15 protein-coding genes are annotated in these 16,456 nt (G+C 72.7%); 9 read left to right on the plus strand and 6 right to left on the minus strand.

Going from position 1 to position 16,456, the window contains the following annotated elements; genetic code table 11:
- Nucleotides 1–25 precede the first annotated feature (25 nt).
- Nucleotides 26–979 (minus strand): cytochrome c oxidase assembly protein, encoded by a 954-nt coding sequence (locus FB455_RS00570; protein WP_145751765.1) that lies wholly within the window; start codon nt 977–979, stop codon nt 26–28.
- Nucleotides 980–1,087: 108 nt separating this feature from the next.
- Between FB455_RS00570 and ctaE the strand changes: the two genes are divergently transcribed.
- The 5 genes from ctaE to FB455_RS00595 all read left to right on the plus strand — a co-directional run bounded on the left by ctaE (nt 1,088) and on the right by FB455_RS00595 (nt 6,256).
- Nucleotides 1,088–1,687, plus strand: coding sequence for an aa3-type cytochrome oxidase subunit III (gene ctaE / locus FB455_RS00575; RefSeq protein ID WP_013287694.1), 600 nt, complete (start codon nt 1,088–1,090; stop codon nt 1,685–1,687).
- A gap of 72 nt (nt 1,688–1,759) precedes the next feature.
- A complete protein-coding gene (qcrC, locus tag FB455_RS00580) occupies nt 1,760–2,593 on the plus strand; it encodes a cytochrome bc1 complex diheme cytochrome c subunit (protein WP_013287693.1) in 834 nt (277 codons plus the stop codon).
- A 67-nt stretch (nt 2,594–2,660) separates the two neighbouring features.
- Nucleotides 2,661–3,749, plus strand: coding sequence for a cytochrome bc1 complex Rieske iron-sulfur subunit (gene qcrA / locus FB455_RS00585; protein ID WP_013287692.1), 1,089 nt, complete (start codon nt 2,661–2,663; stop codon nt 3,747–3,749).
- Nucleotides 3,746–5,377 (plus strand): cytochrome bc1 complex cytochrome b subunit, encoded by a 1,632-nt coding sequence (qcrB, locus tag FB455_RS00590; RefSeq protein ID WP_013287691.1) that lies wholly within the window; start codon nt 3,746–3,748, stop codon nt 5,375–5,377. Before qcrA ends, qcrB begins: the two co-directional genes overlap by 4 nt.
- Before the next feature lie 210 nt (nt 5,378–5,587).
- On the plus strand, nt 5,588–6,256 hold the full coding sequence (locus tag FB455_RS00595) for a DUF4142 domain-containing protein (RefSeq protein ID WP_013287690.1): 669 nt from the start codon (nt 5,588–5,590) through the stop codon (nt 6,254–6,256).
- A 61-nt stretch (nt 6,257–6,317) separates the two neighbouring features.
- Here the strand turns inward: FB455_RS00595 and FB455_RS00600 are convergent, their stop codons facing one another.
- The 5 genes from FB455_RS00600 to FB455_RS00620 form a co-directional block, all read right to left on the minus strand.
- Nucleotides 6,318–6,605 (minus strand): Lrp/AsnC family transcriptional regulator, encoded by a 288-nt coding sequence (locus tag FB455_RS00600; protein ID WP_013287689.1) that lies wholly within the window; start codon nt 6,603–6,605, stop codon nt 6,318–6,320.
- 52 nt (nt 6,606–6,657) lie between these two features.
- A complete protein-coding gene (locus FB455_RS00605; protein ID WP_145751768.1) occupies nt 6,658–7,533 on the minus strand; it encodes a sugar phosphate nucleotidyltransferase in 876 nt (291 codons plus the stop codon).
- Nucleotides 7,530–8,057, minus strand: coding sequence for an NUDIX hydrolase (locus tag FB455_RS00610; RefSeq protein ID WP_013287687.1), 528 nt, complete (start codon nt 8,055–8,057; stop codon nt 7,530–7,532). Before FB455_RS00610 ends, FB455_RS00605 begins: the two co-directional genes overlap by 4 nt.
- A 39-nt stretch (nt 8,058–8,096) precedes the next feature.
- On the minus strand, nt 8,097–9,884 hold the full coding sequence (locus tag FB455_RS00615; RefSeq protein WP_030273955.1) for a RelA/SpoT family protein: 1,788 nt from the start codon (nt 9,882–9,884) through the stop codon (nt 8,097–8,099).
- A 129-nt stretch (nt 9,885–10,013) separates the two neighbouring features.
- Nucleotides 10,014–11,768 carry a DEDD exonuclease domain-containing protein gene (locus FB455_RS00620; RefSeq protein ID WP_145751770.1) on the minus strand — a complete coding sequence of 585 codons (1,755 nt, stop codon included), beginning with the start codon at nt 11,766–11,768 and terminating at the stop codon, nt 10,014–10,016.
- 127 nt (nt 11,769–11,895) lie between these two features.
- Between FB455_RS00620 and FB455_RS00625 the strand changes: the two genes are divergently transcribed.
- The 4 genes from FB455_RS00625 to FB455_RS00640 all read left to right on the plus strand — a co-directional run bounded on the left by FB455_RS00625 (nt 11,896) and on the right by FB455_RS00640 (nt 16,413).
- The gene (locus FB455_RS00625; protein WP_013475730.1) at nt 11,896–13,293 is read left to right on the plus strand and encodes an NYN domain-containing protein; all 1,398 of its coding nucleotides are present in this window, start codon (nt 11,896–11,898) and stop codon (nt 13,291–13,293) included.
- A 210-nt stretch (nt 13,294–13,503) separates the two neighbouring features.
- Nucleotides 13,504–13,725 carry a hypothetical protein gene (locus FB455_RS00630; RefSeq protein WP_013287683.1) on the plus strand — a complete coding sequence of 74 codons (222 nt, stop codon included), beginning with the start codon at nt 13,504–13,506 and terminating at the stop codon, nt 13,723–13,725.
- 307 nt (nt 13,726–14,032) lie between these two features.
- Nucleotides 14,033–15,292, plus strand: a complete 1,260-nt coding sequence (locus FB455_RS00635; RefSeq protein ID WP_013287682.1) for a M48 family metallopeptidase — start codon at nt 14,033–14,035, stop codon at nt 15,290–15,292.
- The gene (locus FB455_RS00640; RefSeq protein ID WP_013287681.1) at nt 15,289–16,413 is read left to right on the plus strand and encodes a glycosyltransferase family 4 protein; all 1,125 of its coding nucleotides are present in this window, start codon (nt 15,289–15,291) and stop codon (nt 16,411–16,413) included. Before FB455_RS00635 ends, FB455_RS00640 begins: the two co-directional genes overlap by 4 nt.
- Nucleotides 16,414–16,456 lie beyond the last annotated feature (43 nt).

Genomic DNA, 16,456 nt, shown 5'->3' on the forward strand with positions numbered 1-16,456 from the left:
TCGGGGCGTACCCCGGAACGTGCCGTCAGGTGCTCGCCTCCGCGGCGCGCTGGCGGGCCTCCTGGCGGTCCAGCTCGCGGTCGAGCCGGCGGGCCTCGCGCTCGGACTGCTTGACCCACTGGACGACCAGGACGGCGAGCATGGTGACGCTGACGAACTCGCCGCCGGCCCACAGGATGCCGCCGGCGACCACCTGGTCGTTCCAGGGGTCGGACCAGGACAGGTTGAGCGACGGGTACCAGTCGCCGCCGAACAGCGTGGTGCTCTGCATGATGGTCAGGCCGAGGACGGTGTGGAACGGCACCGAGAGCAGCATGAGCAGCGCGCGCCCCGGGTACGGCCAGCGGCCGGGCAGCGGGTCCAGGCCGAGCAGCGGCCAGAAGAAGACGCAGCCGGTGGCGATGAAGTGGGCGTGCACCAGCTCGTGTGCCAGTTCGCTGCGCAGGGTGACCTCGTAGAGGCCGGTGAAGTACAGCGCGAACGGGTTCACCACGAAGATGGCGAACGCGACAAGCGGGAAGCTGTAGATCCGGGCCACCCGGCTGTGCACGATCGCGAGCAGCCGCTTGCGGGGCCGCACCGGCAGCGTGCGCAGCGCCAGCGTCACCGGCGCGCCGAGCGCCAGGAAGATCGGCGCGATCATGGACAGCACCATGTGCTGCACCATGTGCACCGAGAGCAGGGCGGTGTCGTACGCGCCGAGGCCGGTGAGCGTGACCAGGGCGATGCCGCCGAGGCCGGGGCCGAGGAACGACACGGTACGGACGACCGGCCAGCGGTCGCCGCGCAGCCGCAGCCGGTGCACCCCGTAGAGGTAGAGGCCGGCGGCCAGGACGATGCCCAGCGTGAGCCAGCTGTCCAGCCGGGTCTCGGTGAGGACCCGGGTCACGGTGAACGGCGGCGGGGCGCCCTCGCCTCCCGCCGCCAGTGTCGCCGGAACAGCCGAGGTGACGGCGCGGATCTGATCGACGTGCAGCACGCTTTTCAGGGTAGGTCAGGCGAAGCGGACCACCACGATCGGGCCACGGAAGGGACCGGTTTGGCACCCCGCTGATCGTCGGTCCCGGTCAGGGGCAATAATGACCGCGTGACTGCGGCCCCAGCCATTGACAAGAGCCGGATCCACTCCCTGACCCGACCCAACATGGTCAGCGTCGGGACGATCGTGTGGCTCTCCAGCGAACTCATGTTCTTCGCGGCGCTGTTCGCGATGTACTTCTCCATCCGCGCGGCGGCGCCGGAGCAGTGGGAGAAGCACACCGAGGTGCTGAACATCCCGTACGCGACCACGTTCACGGTGATCCTGGTGCTCTCCTCGATCACCTGCCAGATCGGCGTGTTCGCGGCCGAGCGCGGTGACGTCCACGCTCTGCGCCGGTGGTTCACGATCACCTTCGTGATGGGTCTGATCTTCGTGCTCGGTCAGCTGAACGAGTACCGGACCCTGGTGCACGAGGGTGTGAAGATCAACGAAGACGGTTACGGGTCGATGTTCTACCTCACCACCGGCTTCCACGGTCTGCACGTGACCGGCGGCCTCATCGCCTTCGTGATCTTCATGATCCGTACCACGATGGGCCGGTTCACCCCCGCCCAGGCGACCTCGGCGATCGTCGTGTCCTACTACTGGCACTTCGTGGACGTCGTGTGGATCGGGCTCTACGCCATGATCTACTGGCTCCAGTGATCTTGGCGCGTCACGAACCGCGCCGCTGCTCCGTCCCCTGAGACAAGGTCCAACCGGTTAAGGACACAGGTCATGACTTCTGACAACGACCGCCGACGCGGTCTGCTCGCGCGGCTGCGCGGGCGGCCCGTAGCGCGCAGCAGGGGCCGCCGCCGGCTGGGTGCCGCGGTCCGGCTGTTCGCCGCGCTGATGCTGGCCGGCGGTGCCTACACCGTCTTCGCCCCCGGCGTGCAGGCGCAGGACAACCCTCCGTTGACCGCCGCAGGCAACGAGGGTAAGGCGCTGTTCGACGTGAGCTGTGTGACCTGTCACGGTCGCAACGCCCAGGGCGTCGAGGGCCGCGGTCCGAGCCTGATCGGCGTCGGAGCGGCCTCGGTCGAGTTCCAGGTCAGCAGCGGTCGCATGCCGATGGCCCGGCAGGAGGCCCAGGCCATGCGCAAGCCGCCGCAGTTCACCGACGAGCAGGTGCGCCAGCTCGGGCAGTACATCCAGGAGCTCGGCGGCGGCCCGGAGGTCCCCAACGGCGACCTGCGTGAGGGCGCCAACCTGTCCACCGGTGGTGAGCTGTTCCGGATCAACTGCTCGCAGTGCCACGCCTTCAGCGGCGGCGGCGGCGCGCTGTCCTCCGGCAAGTACGCGCCGAGCCTGGCACCGGCCAGCGACCGGCAGATCTACGCCGCGATGCTGAGCGGCCCGCAGAACATGCCGGTGTTCGGCGACAACCAGATCACGCCCGAGGAGAAGGCGGACATCATCGCCTACATCCAGGAGACGCTGAAGCACGACGGCGATCCGGGCGGCTTCAACCTGGGCCGCTACGGCCCGTCGACCGAGGGTCTCGCGATCTTCCTGGTCGGCATCGTCGCGCTGGTCTTCGCGAGCCTGTGGATCGCGGGCAAGTCGTGACCGGACGGATCAATGCTTCCAGTGCTGTGGCGCCGACCCCCGGCGTCACCCGTAGCGAGGTGACGGCATGAGCACCCACACCGAGCACCAGGCCCAGCAGGGCCCGGAGCCGCTCGACGTGAACGACCCCCGGCTCTCCCGGTTCGACATCGTCCAGGAGGGCGCGCGGCGGGACGACATCGAGATCGTCCACTACGAGCCGCAGGTGGTTCCGGGCAGCAAGGCCGAGCGCCGGCTGACCCGCACGGTCGCCCTGATGTTCCTGCTGACCGGCGTCTTCGCGACCGCCTTCCTGGTGGTCTACATCTGGTGGCCGTGGCAGTGGGAGCCGGGTACCGGCGGCGACAAGCTCTACACGCCGCTGCTCGGCGTGACGCTGGGCTTGGCGCTGCTGGGCATCGGTTTCGGCATCCTGACCTGGGGCAAGAAGCTGCTGCCCAAGGAGGTCTCGATCCAGGACCGGCACGACCAGGCCGACGACCCGGAGGGTCGCAAGATCACCGGCGAGACCATGCTCTACCTGGCCGACGAGATGGGCGTCCGTCGCCGGCCGCTGCTCGGCATCTCGCTGCTCGCCGGCCTGGCGCCGGTGGGCGCGGTGGCCGCGGCCCCGCTGATCGGTGGCCTGATCGAGCAGCCGCACAAGAACAACCAGATGTTCACCACCGGCTTCCAGCCGGGCGAGGGCGGCAAGAAGATCCGGCTGATCCGTGAGGACGGCCGCCCGATCCGCCCGGCCGACGTCAGCGTCGGCGGCCAGCTCACCGTGTTCCCGGGCATCGACGGCGGCGTGAGCAACCTGCACGCCGACTCGCCGACCCTGCTCATCCACCTGCGGGAGGACGACGCGCAGAAGTCGCGCGCCGCGAACGAGCGCAAGGGCCACGGCGACTACATGTGGGGCAACTACGTCGCGTTCTCCAAGATCTGCACGCACGCCGGCTGCCCGGCCAGCCTCTACGAGCAGCAGACCAACCGCCTGCTCTGCCCCTGCCACCAGTCGCAGTTCCTCATCACCGACAACGCCAAGCCGATCTTCGGCCCGGCGAACCGGCCGCTGCCGCAGCTGCCGATCGAGGTGGACGAGGAGGGCTTCTTCGTGGCGAAGTCCGACTACACCGAGACCATCGGTCCCGACTTCTGGGAGCGGCCATGAAGCGCCGAAAGTTTGATGCAGCAGCGCTGCCGGCCAAGAGCGCGCGGGCGGTGGACGACCGCTTCCAGGTGGCCACGCCCCTGCGCAAGCTGCTGAACAAGGTCTTCCCCGACCACTGGTCGTTCCTGCTCGGCGAGATCGCGCTGTTCTCGTTCATCGTCCTGCTGCTCACCGGCGTCTTCCTGACGTTCTTCTTCGAGCCGGCGATGACCGAGGTCATCTACAACGGCAGCTACGCGCCGCTGCGGGGCACCCCGATGTCGGCCGCCTACGCCTCCAGCCTGGACATCTCGTTCGATGTCCGGGGTGGTCTGATCATGCGGCAGATGCACCACTGGTCGGCCTTGCTGTTCATGGCCGCCATCGTGGTCCACATGCTGCGGGTCTTCTTCACCGGCGCGTTCCGCAAGCCCCGTGAGACCAACTGGATCATCGGCTCGCTGCTGTTCTGGGTCGGCTTCCTGGCCGGCTTCACCGGCTACTCGCTGCCGGACGACGGCCTGTCCGGCACCGGTCTGCGGATCGCCTCCGCGATCATCCTGTCGATCCCGGTGATCGGCTCCTGGGTCAGCTCGTCGATCTTCGGCGGGGAGTTCCCCGGCACCATCATCATCAGCCGCTTCTTCATCGCCCACGTGCTGCTCGTCCCGGGTCTGCTGGTGGCGCTGATCAGCGTGCACCTCGGCCTGGTGTTCAAGCAGAAGCACACCCAGTGGCCCGGCCCCGGCCGGACCAACTCCAACGTGGTCGGCGAGCGGATGTTCCCGCGCTACGCGCTCAAGCAGGGCGGCTTCTTCATGGTCGTCTTCGGCGTGATCGCGCTGATGGGCGGCATGTTCCAGATCAACCCGATCTGGCTGTTCGGCCCGTACGAGGCGTGGGTGGTCTCGGCCGCCAGCCAGCCCGACTGGTACGTCATGTTCCTCGACGGCTCGACCCGCCTCATGCCGGGCTGGGAGATCCACATCCCGATCGGCAACGGGTATGTCATCCCACCGTTGTTCTGGCCGACTGTGGTGCTACCCGGAATCCTGGTCGGCCTGTCGACGATGTATCCGTTCCTGGAGGCGCGCCGCCTCAAGGACTACAAGCACCACAACCTGCTCCAGCGGCCCCGGGACGTTCCGGCCCGGACCGCCGTGGGCGCCATGGCGCTCGCCTTCTACGTCGTGCTGACCCTCTCCGGCGCCAACGACGTCATCGCGGACAAGTTCCACATCAGCCTGAACGCGATGACCTGGGGTGGCCGGATCGGCCTGCTGATCCTGCCGCCGATCGCGTACTACATCACGTACCGGATCTGCCTGGGTCTGCAGCAGCACGACCGGGAGGTGCTGGCCCACGGCGTGGAGACCGGCATCATCAAGCGGCTGCCCGACGGCCGGTTCGTCGAGGTCCACCAGCCGCTCACCTCGGCCGACGGCCACGACGGTCACCCGCCGGCGCTGGACTACGTCGGCTGGGTGGTGCCGAAGAAGATGAACCGGCTCGGTGCCCTCGGCCCGGCGATCCGGGGCTTCTTCTACCCGATCGAGAAGCCGGCCGAGGCGCCGGTCTCGCCGGGGCACCCGCCGGTCGAGGCCCGGCCGGAGCGGGAGGAGATCGGCAGCGGCGAGAGCCGTCGCTGACCCTCCCCGGTACGACTGACAGTGGCGCCCGCCGGATCTTCCGGCGGGCGCCACTGCCGTTTCCGCACCGGTCGTCCCGTTCCCTCCCGCGTACGGCGGGAGGCCGGTGCGCCGACGGCCGTCGCCCCCGACACGGACGGGTGGAATCGCAGGAATAACCCCGGTCAGCCGGGTATCCGTGCGGTCCGACGTCTCATGGGGGAGGAACGAATGTTGGGAATCAAACGCCTGGGCCTGCTGGCCGCGCTGGTGGTCGTGGGGCTGGCGCCCGCCGCCGCGGCGCAGGCGGCGGCACAGCCGTCGACGCAGGACACGCAGTACCTGCAGGCGGTTCACCAGGTCAACCTGTTCGAGATCACCGCCGGTAACCTGGCCCAGCAGAAGGGTCAGAACCAGCAGGTCAAGGACCTGGGCAAGATGTTCGTGACGGACCACACCCAGCTGGACCAGACGGTGCAGTCGACCGCGCAGCAGCTCAACGTGCAGTTGCCGGCCGACCCGACCGCCGACCAGCAGAAGGTCCTGGACAAGCTGAACAACCTCAGCGGGGCCGAGTTCGACAAGGCGTGGGTGACCGCGCAGCTCGCCGGCCACGTCCAGGCGATCCAGGCCACCCAGACCGAGATCTCGCAGGGCTCGGAGCAGTCGGTGGTGCAGATCGCGCAGGACGCGCTGCCGGTCCTCCAGGCGCACTACGACGCGCTTGTGGCCCTGGCCCAGACCCTGGGCGTCCCGGTTCCGCAGACCAGCGCCAGCGGCACGCCCAGCCCGGGCGGCACCACGTCCCCGGGTGGCACCGAGTCGCCGGCTCCGGGCGGCACCGAGACCGAGGAGCCCGCTCCGGGCACCACGGAGACCCCGGTGCCCAGCCAGAGCTGACGTACCGCACGGTCGACGGTGGCCGGTCCGCCCGCGAGGGCAGGCCGGTCACCGGCTCGTGTCAGTCGGCGTTCGCCAGCCCGATCGCGAACGCCTCCTCCAGGTCGTGCTGCGAGTAGGCGCGGAACGCGATGTGCGACTCGGTGTTGAGCACGCCCGGCACCTTCGAGATGCTGCCGGCGATGACCTGGGCGATCTGCTCGAACTCCCGGACCCGGACCATGGCGATCAGGTCGACGTGCCCGGCCACCGAGTAGACCTCGCTGACGCCGGGCAGGTTGGCCAGGGTCTCGGCCACCTCGGGGATGGAGTCGGTGGCGCAGTCGATCAGCACGATCGCGGTGATCACGGGACGGTTCTCCGTTCGTCGGCGACGAGGCCCATGCTAGAGCCCGCGCCCCTCATCGCGCCGCCGGGACGGTCAGGTCGTCCCCGGCCCGGATCACCTCGCGCAGGCGTTCCCCGGCCGCGACTGTCGCACCAGGCCACACCACCGACCGGTCCACGTCGCCGTGCACCCGCGCGCCCCCGCCGATCACCGAGCCGGTGACCCGGCCGTCCACCGTCGCGGCCGGGTCCACCAGTCCGTCCGGTCCGGCCGCGTGGAGGTTGGCGGCCAGGTAGTCGGCCGGGGTGCCGGTGTCGTAGAACGTCCCCCGGTAGGGCACGACTGTGAGCGCCCCGGCGGCCTCCGCGGGCCGCCACACCGCCCGGACCAGGTCGCCGAACGTGGGCGGCAGGTCGCGGACCAGCCGCCATGGCAGCAGCGAGAAACCCACGAACTCGTGGCCGTCGAAGGTCCCGGGGGCGTGCGGGTCGTCGGCGGGACGGCCGAGCAGGCGTACGCCGTGCCCGTCCCACCCGTCCAGCAGCGCGGCGATGTCCGGCCCGGGCGGGGCCTGCGGGTCGGCCAGGTACGCGTCGGCGTTGCCGACCAGCACGCCCCGGCCGCCGATCCAGTCCCGCAGCCGGCCCACACCTCCGGCGGTGCCCAGTGGAGCGTCCGGCTCGACCGACAGGTGAGCCCGTCCGCCCACCCGCGCGACCACCTGGTCGCCCAGGTAGCAGGCGTTCACCGCGACCTGCTCCGGGCCGGTCAGGCCGAGCCCGGCCAGCCGCGCCAGCGCCCGGTCCAGCAGCGGGACGTTTCCCACCGGGCAGAGCGCCTTCGGCACCCGCTCGGTGAGCGGGCGCAGCCGGGTGCCCTCGCCCGCGGCCAGCACCACCGCGCACACCTCGACCCCGGGTGCCGCAGTGCCTGCGTACGGGGTGCTCACGCGGCCGGTGGGTGCTCGCCGGCGCGCGGGCCGATGCCGTAGTAGCCGAGCAGGTTGGCGGTGGCGCGGCTGAGCCGGGGCAGGTCGTCGAGCGGATGGAAGGCGGCCTCGAACACCTCGGCGCCGTCCACCTTCAGCTCGGTGGTCGACGCCGGCACCTCCGCCTCGAAGACCACGTCGACCCAGCCCTTGGCGTGCACCACCGCGTTGGGCACCGCCGGGCGCAGCGCGTCGGGGGACAGACGGACGCCTGATTCCTCGTACAGCTCGCGGGCGGCGCCGACCACCGGGGCCTCGCCGCGTTGCAGCAGCCCGGCCGGCAGCGTCCAGCTGTAGCCGGGCGGCTGGCGCAGCAGCAGGATCCGGCCCGCGCCGGTGGCCTCCGTGTCCTTGACCAGCGTGACCGCGCCGACGATGTACTTCGGTACGGCCAGCCGGACCAGCCGCCGTCGCAGCGGGACCGGAAGCCGGTAGAAGATCTGGTAGCCGAGGGCCCGTCCGGTGGCACGCGCGCGGGGGATCATGCCGTCCAGGCTAGTGGTCCCGGCGCGGACCGGCTCCGTCTACTGCCTGTGGTCGACCAGATCGATCAACTGCTGGACCACGGTGTCCGGCTCGACGGTGCGGTCGAAGACCGCCACCAGCAGCGTCTCCAGGTCGGGGTAGCCCAGTTCCTCGGACAGCCGCAGCAGCGGCAGGTCGCTGGCCAGGCCCCGGCTGTGCTTGCGCAACGCCAGGCCGATCGAGGCCCGGCCGAGCCGGACCTTGTCGGCGATCGAGATGCCCGGCTCGGTGTGCTCGGCGAACCAGCGGTTGATCTGCATCTGGGCGTGCGGGGACTTCACGAAGCCCAGCCACTCCCGGCGCGGGCCGCGCGGGGCCACGTCCGCCTCGAAGCCGCTCTCCGCGTCGTTCTCGGTGAAGATCTCCACCACGTCGCCCTCTTCCAGTTCGGAGGACAGCGGCGCGAGCCGGCCGTTGATCCGGGCGGCCAGGCAGTGGTCGCCGCGCTCGGTGCCCAGCTCGTACGCGAGGTCGACAGGTGTCGCCCCGGCCGGCAGCACGACCTGCCGCCCGTCGGCCACCACCTGGATCTGCGCCTCGGACAGGTCGCAGCGCAGCGACTCCATGAACTGGGTCGGGTCGACCGTCTCCTGCTCCCAGTCGAGCACCCGGCGCAGCCAGGCCAGCTCGTCCGCCCGGTCGGCGCCCCGGCCCGCGGCCCGGGGGAAGCGGTAGTGGGCGGCCACGCCGTACTCCGCGGAGCGGTGCATCTCGGTGGTGCGGATCAGCACCTCGACCGTGCGGTCCTGCGGGCCGCAGACGCTCGTGTGCAACGACCGGTAGAGGTTGTTCTTCGGGGAGGCGATGAAGTCCTTGAACCGGCCCGGCACCGGCCGCCAGAGCCCGTGCACGGCGCCCAGCGCGGCGTAACAGTCGGTCGCCGGACCGTCCACCACGATCGCGATGCGGGGCAGGTCGAACGGGGCGGCGTGGTCGCCGGCGACCGTGTCCTTCCAGATCGAGTAGAGGTGCCGGGGGCGGGGGGAGACGTCGGCGTCGACCCGGTTGCGGCGCAACGCCGCCCGGGTGCGGGCCACCACGTCGGCCAGGTAGGCGTCCCAGCCGGGCCGGTCGTGCACGAACCGGGCGATCCGCGCGTGCTCCTCCGGCCGCAGGTGCAGCAGCACCACGTCGTCCAGCTCGCGTTTGAGCGTCTGGATGCCCAGCCGGTCGCAGAGCGGGACCAGCACCTCCTGGGTCTTGCGGGCGATCCGCTCCCGGGAGGCGGCCGAGCGGACGCCGAGCGTACGCATGTTGTGCAGCCGGTCCGCCAGCTTGATCACCAGCACCCGGACGTCCTTGCCGGCCGCCACGATCATCTTGCGGACGGTCTCCGCCTCGGCGGCCTTGCCGTAGAACGCCTTGTCGAACTTGGTCACGCCGTCGACCAGGTGGGCGACCTCGCGGCCGAAGTCCTCCTGGAGCGCCTGGAGCGTGTAGCGGGTGTCCTCCACCGTGTCGTGCAGCAGCGCGGCGACCAGGGTGATGGTGTCCATGCCGAGGTCGGCGCAGATCTGCGCCACCGCCAGCGGGTGGGTGATGTACGGCTCGCCGCTCTTGCGGAACTGGCCGCGGTGCATGTTCTCGGCGATCGTGTAGGCCCGGCGCAGCACCGAGGCGTCGGCGCTCGCGTGGATGCCACGGTGGGCGCGGACCAGTGTGGTGACCGGGTCGCCGTCGGCCGTCGGCCAGGTGAGCAGGGAACGCAGGCGGCGGGTGAGCGGTAGTTCGCCCTGGGTCGGGAGCGCGCCACCCAGGGCGGCGCCGTGTCCGGCGTCGACGTCCACCTGGGACACCTCCTCACCCCGGCCCTCGGCCACCGGGAACCGGCGACCGGGAGCAGAGCCCGCGAATCGGGCAGGTCTGCACTCCTTTAACAGACTAAGGGAGTCGAGGTAGTCCGATCGGTCAGTTGGTCATGAGCGTTCGGTCGAGAGTTTGGCGGATCCGCCGTTCTCCGCCTTCGTCAGCAGGTCGCGGAAACGCCCCGCACCGGCCACCGGCGAGGCCCACCCGTCTGTCGTCTCGACCAGCCGGGTCTCCGGTCGTTCCAACCAGGACAGGATCCGCTCGGTCTCCTCGGCGGTCGCGGCCGGCACCGGACCGTGCCCGGGCAGCACCGTCTCGGCGGTGGCGCGGATCGCCGCGATGGTGGGTCGCGGGTGGACACCCGGCGGGGACACGCCGGCCCCGGCGAGCCGGCCGTGCCGGATCAGCGCCAGCTCCCAGCCGCCCCGGGCGGCCGGACGGGCGGCGGCCAGCTCGGCGATACCGGTCAACGCGGCCAGCCGTTGCATCCGGACCGCCGCGCGCAGCACCGCCACCAGCCGGCCGCGGACCACAGCCGCCTCCTCGTACCGCTCGGCGGCCGACAGCACCTCGATGCGGGCGAGCAGCGCGTCCACCACCACTCCGGGGTCGTCGCTGGTGGCGGTGCGGAACGGCGTCGCCGCTGCCTCGTCGTACTCCTCGGGGGTGATCCGGTGCTCGCAGGGCGCCGGGCAGCGACCCAGCTCGGCCAGCGCGCAGGCCGGCATGGTGGTGCGCCGGGAGAGCCGGTGCGTGCACTGGCGCAGCGGCACCGCGTCGTGGAAGCCGGCGGCGGCCAGCTCCGCCGCCTGCCGGGACCGGAACGGCCCCAGGTAGGCCGTGTCGGTGGGCGCGATGTCGCGCACGATCGACAACCGGGGGTACGCCTCGTCGGTGAGCTTCAGCCACACCTGGCGCTCCGGATACTTCGACCTGCGGTTGTACGGCGGCGCGTGCGCCGCGATCAGCCGCAGCTCGCGGACCTCCGCCTCCAGCGAGTGCGCGCACTCGACCGCCTCGACGCGCTCGGCGGCGGCGAGCATCTCGGAGATCCGGGCCCGCTTCTCCGCGGCGGTGAAGTAGCTGCGGACCCGGGTGGCGATGTCGCCGGACGTGCCCACGTAGAGCGGCCGGTCGTCGGCGGCCCGGAAGATGTAGACGCCCGGCACCTTCGGCAGCCCGTCGGCGAGGTGCCGCTTGCGGCGCTGGGTGGGGGTGACCGCGCGGGCGAACTCGATCGCCTCGCCGACCGTGCCGACCCGGTGCCCGCCGAGGCGGCCGATCAGCCCGTGCAGCACGTCGACTGTGGCCTTCGCATCGTCGAGCGCGCGGTGGGTGGGCTGGGTCGCGGTGCGGAAGTAGGCGGCGAGCGTGCCCAGCTTGCGGTTGGGCACCTCGTCGCGGGTGAGCACCCGCCGGGCCAGCGCGGCCGTGTCCAGCACCCGGGGGTTGGGCCAGCGGTAGCCGTGCTTCGCGCAGGCCGCCTTGAGGAAACCCACGTCGTACGGCGCGTTGTGGGCGACGAGCACGGCGTCGCTGACGAACTCCAGGAAGCTCGGCAGCACCTGCTCGATCGGCGGGGCGGGCAGCAGCATGGCCTGGGTGATGCCGGTGAGCACGGTGATGAACGGCGGGATCGGCACGCCCGGGTTGACGAGCGTGGCGAGCACGCCCAGCTCCTCGCCACCGCGCACCTTCACCGCGCCGATCTCGGTGATCCCGCCGCCGTCGGGAGCGCCGCCGGTGGTCTCCAGGTCGACCACCACGAAGGTGGTCGCGTAGAGCGGCAGCGCCGGGTCGACACCGCTGCCCGCCGGGTCCAGGCCGGCCAGCGACTCCTGGACGTACTCCGCTCGTGTCACCCGCGGGACGCTAGCGGCACGGTCCGACACTCCTGTCACTGCCGCCCCAGGAGATACCACGGGGGTACGATGAGAGATCGGCTCACTCACCGGGCGGTGGGCCCGTTCGGGGTGGGAGACTTGCCTCATGCCCCTCACCGAGCCGTACGACGACCACTCCTCCGTGGAGGAGCCGGTGGTCGGCGTGCCCGCCGATGAGGACGCGCCACCCGCGATCGAGCCCGAGCCCGTGCTGCCCGAGCCGGTCCGGCAGCGGATCGTCACGCTGACCGCCGCCGTGCTGCCCGGCCTGCCCGCCGACGAGGTGCCGGTGCCGCTGCGGCGGGTCGCCAAGTTCGCCCCCAACCGCCGCGCCCGCCTCGGCGCGCCCGCGATCGCCGCGCAGCTCACCGCCGACCCGCTGTTCCGGCAGCGGATCACCGCCCGGGTCCTCGCCGACGCCGGTGACCTGGGCGCGGCTGTGGTCGAGGGCACCGCACCGGCCGCCGCCGACCCGGTCGAGGTGGCCGCCCTGGCCTACCTGGCCCGGCCCCGCGGCTGGCGGGAACTCATCGACGCCAGCGGCGAGGCGGTACGCGCCGAGGCCGACAGCGCGGTAGTGGCCGAACTGGTCCGCGAGGCCGAGCAGCGGGCCGCCCGCGCCGAGCACGACCGTGCGGTGGCCCGGGTCGAGGCGGAGAAGCTGCGCGACGAGCTGGCCCGGGTCCGGGAGGAGCTGGGGCAGCTCCGCGAGGAGGCCCGCCAGCTGACCCGTACCCTGCGGGAGACCCAGGCCCGGGAGCGCAAGGCCACCGAGATGCTCGCCACCGAGCGGGGGCGGGCAGCCCGCGCCGCCGCCGACGCGGACGCCGAGCTGCGCCGCGCCCGGGCCCGGCTGGCCGAGGCGGAGGCCGCCGCCGGAGTGGCCCGGGCCAGCGCCAAGGAGGCCCGCTCGGTCGACGACGCGCGGCTGTGGCTGCTGCTGGAGACGATCGGCCAGGCCGCCGTGGGGCTGCGCCGCGAGCTGGCGCTCGACCCGGTGGACAAGCTCCCGGCCGACTTCGTCGCCGACGCGTTCGCCGAGCAGCCGGGCGCCGCACCGGCCGGCCCGTCGACGCGGGCCCGCGACACCGACGACCCGGCCCGCCTCGACCAGTTGCTCGCGCTGCCGCGGGCGCACCTGGTGGTGGACGGCTACAACGTGACCAAGCGCGGCTTCGGCGAGATGTCGCTGGAGCAGCAGCGCAAGCGGCTCATCACCGGGCTGGGCGGGATCGCCGCGCAGACCGGGGACGAGGTCACGGTCGTCTTCGACGGCGCCGAGCGGATCCACGGCCTGCCACCGGCGCCACGCGGCGTGCGGGTGCTGTTCTCCCGCAAGGGGGAAACCGCCGACGAGTTGATCCGCCGGCTGGTCCGCGCCGAGCCGGCCGGGCGGCCGGTGGTCGTGGTCTCCTCGGACCGCGAGGTCGCCGACGGGGTACGCCGGCACGGCGCGTACCCGCTGGGCGCGGACTCGCTGCTGCGGCGCCTGGCGCGTTCCTGAGCCCGTCCTTTCTGCCGCTTGATCGACTCCAGTTCGGGGACGTGGCGGGGTCGCGCGCGTGCTGATCGCGCCACTTCGGCGTACTGGTTCGGGTTCGCGACGGCTGCTGCCTCGATGTCCGGTTCTGTCGTACCCGAGCGTTAGCGTCGTGGTGACCGACGGTGGTGGCTCCTTCCCCGGCCGCCGCCGGCGACCCGTCAGGAGGCGTTGATGCTGATCGACTGCGACACCTGCGGCAACCGTGGTGCCGGCTGCTCCGGCTGCCTGGTGACCGCCCTGTTCGACTCCGGCCCGGCCGATCTCGGCCCGGCCGAGCACCGGGCGATCGAGGTGTTCGCGCGGGCCGGATTCGACGTGGAGGTGCTGCCGTCCCCACCGGCTGAGACACGGGCACCGGCGCCCCGCCGTGGCGGCCGTCGCCGAATCGCCTGACACTGCCTGCCTGCCCGGGCTCTGTCGGCCGTTCGCTGCCCGGCCCTCGGCCCCGGCCCTCGGCCCCGGCCCTCGGCCCCGGCCCTCGGCCCCGGCCCTCGGCCCCGGCCCTCGGCCCCGGCCCTCGGCCCCGGCCCGGCTCCGGCCCCGGTGCCGTGCCTGAGCCCTGCCCGACTGATGCCGGGCCACGCTGTCGGGTCGCGCGTCGGGCACGGCGGTCCCGGTCGAGGGCCGGGCAATAGGATGGGCGGTCACGGCGGGAGGGGAGCGGCATGACGCGGACGGGGCACGACGGCGGGGTGGGTCGGTGACCCCGCGCGCCTGGGCGCTGCTGACCCTGGGCGGCCTGGTGGTCGCGCTGCTCGTGGCGGTGGCGCTGCTGGTGCCGTGGAGCCGCCCGCCGGCGCCTCGCGCCGACCAGCTCGCGGCACTGCGAGACCTCCCGGCCGAGCAGGTGACCCGGGGCCGGGCGTTCCACGGCGCGCTGCGCCCGGCGGCCTGGTCGGCGCTCGCAGTAGGGCTGGTGGTGGCGCTGCTGCTCGGGCTGACCCCGCTGGGCGGGCGCCTTGTCGAACTGGTCGGCCGGCCCTTCGGCGGGCACTGGATCGCGCAGGCCGTGCTCGGCGGGCTCGCCGTCATGTTCCTCGCCGACCTGCTCACGCTGCCGTTCGCGGCCTGGCGCCGGACCGTGCTGGTCCGCTACGGGCTGAGCACCCAGACCTGGGGCGGCTGGGCGGTCGACCTGCTCAAGTCGTACGCGGTCAGCGCGGTGATCGGCGCGCTGGTCCTGCTCGGCTTCTACACAGTGGTACGGCTCGCCCCGCGCTGGTGGTGGGCGTTCGGCGCGGCCGGCGCGGCGGTCCTGGTGGTGGTGCTGTCGTTCGTGCTGCCGGTACTGGTCGAGCCGGTGTTCAACCGGTTCACCCCGATGGAGCCGGGCCCGCTGCGCAGCGAGCTGACCGCGATGGCCGCCCGGGACGGCGTACCGGTGCGCGACGTGCTCGTCGCCGACGCGTCCCGGCGCACCAGTGCGGTGAACGCGTACGTCTCCGGGCTCGGCCCGACCCGGCGGGTGGTCGTCTACGACACGCTGCTGCGCGAGGCGGAACCGGCCGAGGTGACAAGCGTGGTCGCCCACGAGCTGGGGCACGCGAAGGACCGGGACGTGTGGACCGGCACGGTGCTCGGCGCGCTCGGCGCCGCCGCCGCGGTGGTGGCGCTCTACCTGATCGGCTCGTGGACGCCGCTGCTGCGGCTCGCCGGCGTCGACTCGATCGCCCAGCCGCGGGCGTTCCCGCTGCTGATCGTGCTGGTCACGGTCGCCGGCCTGCTCTCCACCCCGGTGCAGGCGCTCGTCTCCCGCCGGATCGAGGCCCGCGCCGACGCCCACGCGCTGGCGCTCACCGGCGACCCGGCGACGTTCGAGGCGATGCAGCGGCGACTGGCCGGGGTCAACCTGGCCGACCCCGATCCGCCGCGCTGGGAGCGCCTCTGGTCGGCGACCCACCCGTCCACCGTGGAGCGGATGGCCGCCGCCCGCGCCTACGCCAGGGAGTCCGGCCGATGAGCCGTACCTTGCTGATCACCAACGACTTCCCGCCGCGCCCCGGCGGCATCCAGTCGTTCGTGCACAACCTCGCGGTACGCCAGCAGCCCGGCTCGGTGGTGGTGTACGCGTCGAGCTGGCGCGGGGCGGAGAAGTTCGACGCCGACCAGCCGTTCGAGGTGGTCCGGGAGCGGACCCGGGTGCTGCTGCCCACCCCGCTGATCGCCCGGCGGGCGGCGCGGCTGGCGCGCGCGTACGACTGCGACACCGTGTGGTTCGGCGCGGCGGCCCCGCTGGGGCTGCTCGCCGCGGGCCTGCGGCGGCGGGCCGGGATCCGCCGGGCGGTGGCGCTGACCCACGGCCACGAGGTCGGCTGGGCGGCGCTCCCAGGCGCCCGGTCGGCGTTGCGCCGGATCGGGCGGGGCGTGGACGTGACCACCTACCTCGGCGAGTACACCCGGGCGCGGCTGGCCCGCGTGCTGGACGGGCTCACCGAGCTGCGGCGGCTCGCGCCCGGCGTGGACGTGGACACCTACCACCCGGACGTCGACGGCGGGCGGGTCCGGTCACGGCTCGGGCTGGCCGACCGGCCGGTGGTGGTGTGCGTGTCGCGGCTGGTGCCCCGCAAGGGCCAGGACATGCTGATCCGCGCGCTGCCGGAGATCCGCCGCCGGGTGCCGGACGCCGCGCTGCTCGTGGTCGGCGGCGGCCCGTACCGGTCGACGCTGGAGAAGCTGGCCCGGCAGGCCGGGCTGGAACGCGACGTGGTCTTCACCGGCTCGGTGCCCTCGGCCGAGCTGCCCGCCCACTACGCGGCCGGCGACGTCTACGCGATGCCGTGCCGTACCCGCAACCGCGGGCTGGACGTGGAGGGCCTCGGGATCGTCTACCTGGAGGCGAGCGCGACCGGGCTGCCGGTGGTGGCCGGAGACTCCGGCGGCGCGCCGGACGCGGTCCGCGAGGGGGAGACCGGGTACGTGGTCGGGGGCCGGGACGTGGCACAGCTCGCCGACCGGGTGGCCACGCTGCTCGCCGACCGGGATCTGGCCCGGCAGTTCGGCGCCGCCGGGCGCGCCTGGGTGGAGCGGGAGTGGCGCTGGGAGACGCAGGCGCAACGGATGGCCGCCCTGCTGGCCGGCTGACCTCGCACGGGCCGGGCCGCCAGGCCGCGTGCCGGCCGGATCA

It is taken from the genome of Micromonospora sp. CNZ296, assembly GCF_007827635.1.

What these genes read in the sequence shown, in the direction of transcription:
- FB455_RS00595 (WP_013287690.1), top strand. Translation starts at nt 5,588, where the DNA reads ATGTTGGGAATCAAACGCCTGGGCCTGCTGGCCGCGCTGGTGGTCGTG.
- FB455_RS00625 (WP_013475730.1), top strand. Translation starts at nt 11,896, where the DNA reads ATGCCCCTCACCGAGCCGTACGACGACCACTCCTCCGTGGAGGAGCCG.
- FB455_RS00610 (WP_013287687.1), bottom strand. Translation starts at nt 8,057, where the DNA reads ATGATCCCCCGCGCGCGTGCCACCGGACGGGCCCTCGGCTACCAGATC.
- qcrC (WP_013287693.1), top strand. Translation starts at nt 1,760, where the DNA reads ATGACTTCTGACAACGACCGCCGACGCGGTCTGCTCGCGCGGCTGCGC.
- qcrA (WP_013287692.1), top strand. Translation starts at nt 2,661, where the DNA reads ATGAGCACCCACACCGAGCACCAGGCCCAGCAGGGCCCGGAGCCGCTC.
- FB455_RS00630 (WP_013287683.1), top strand. Translation starts at nt 13,504, where the DNA reads ATGCTGATCGACTGCGACACCTGCGGCAACCGTGGTGCCGGCTGCTCC.
- qcrB (WP_013287691.1), top strand. Translation starts at nt 3,746, where the DNA reads ATGAAGCGCCGAAAGTTTGATGCAGCAGCGCTGCCGGCCAAGAGCGCG.
- FB455_RS00640 (WP_013287681.1), top strand. Translation starts at nt 15,289, where the DNA reads ATGAGCCGTACCTTGCTGATCACCAACGACTTCCCGCCGCGCCCCGGC.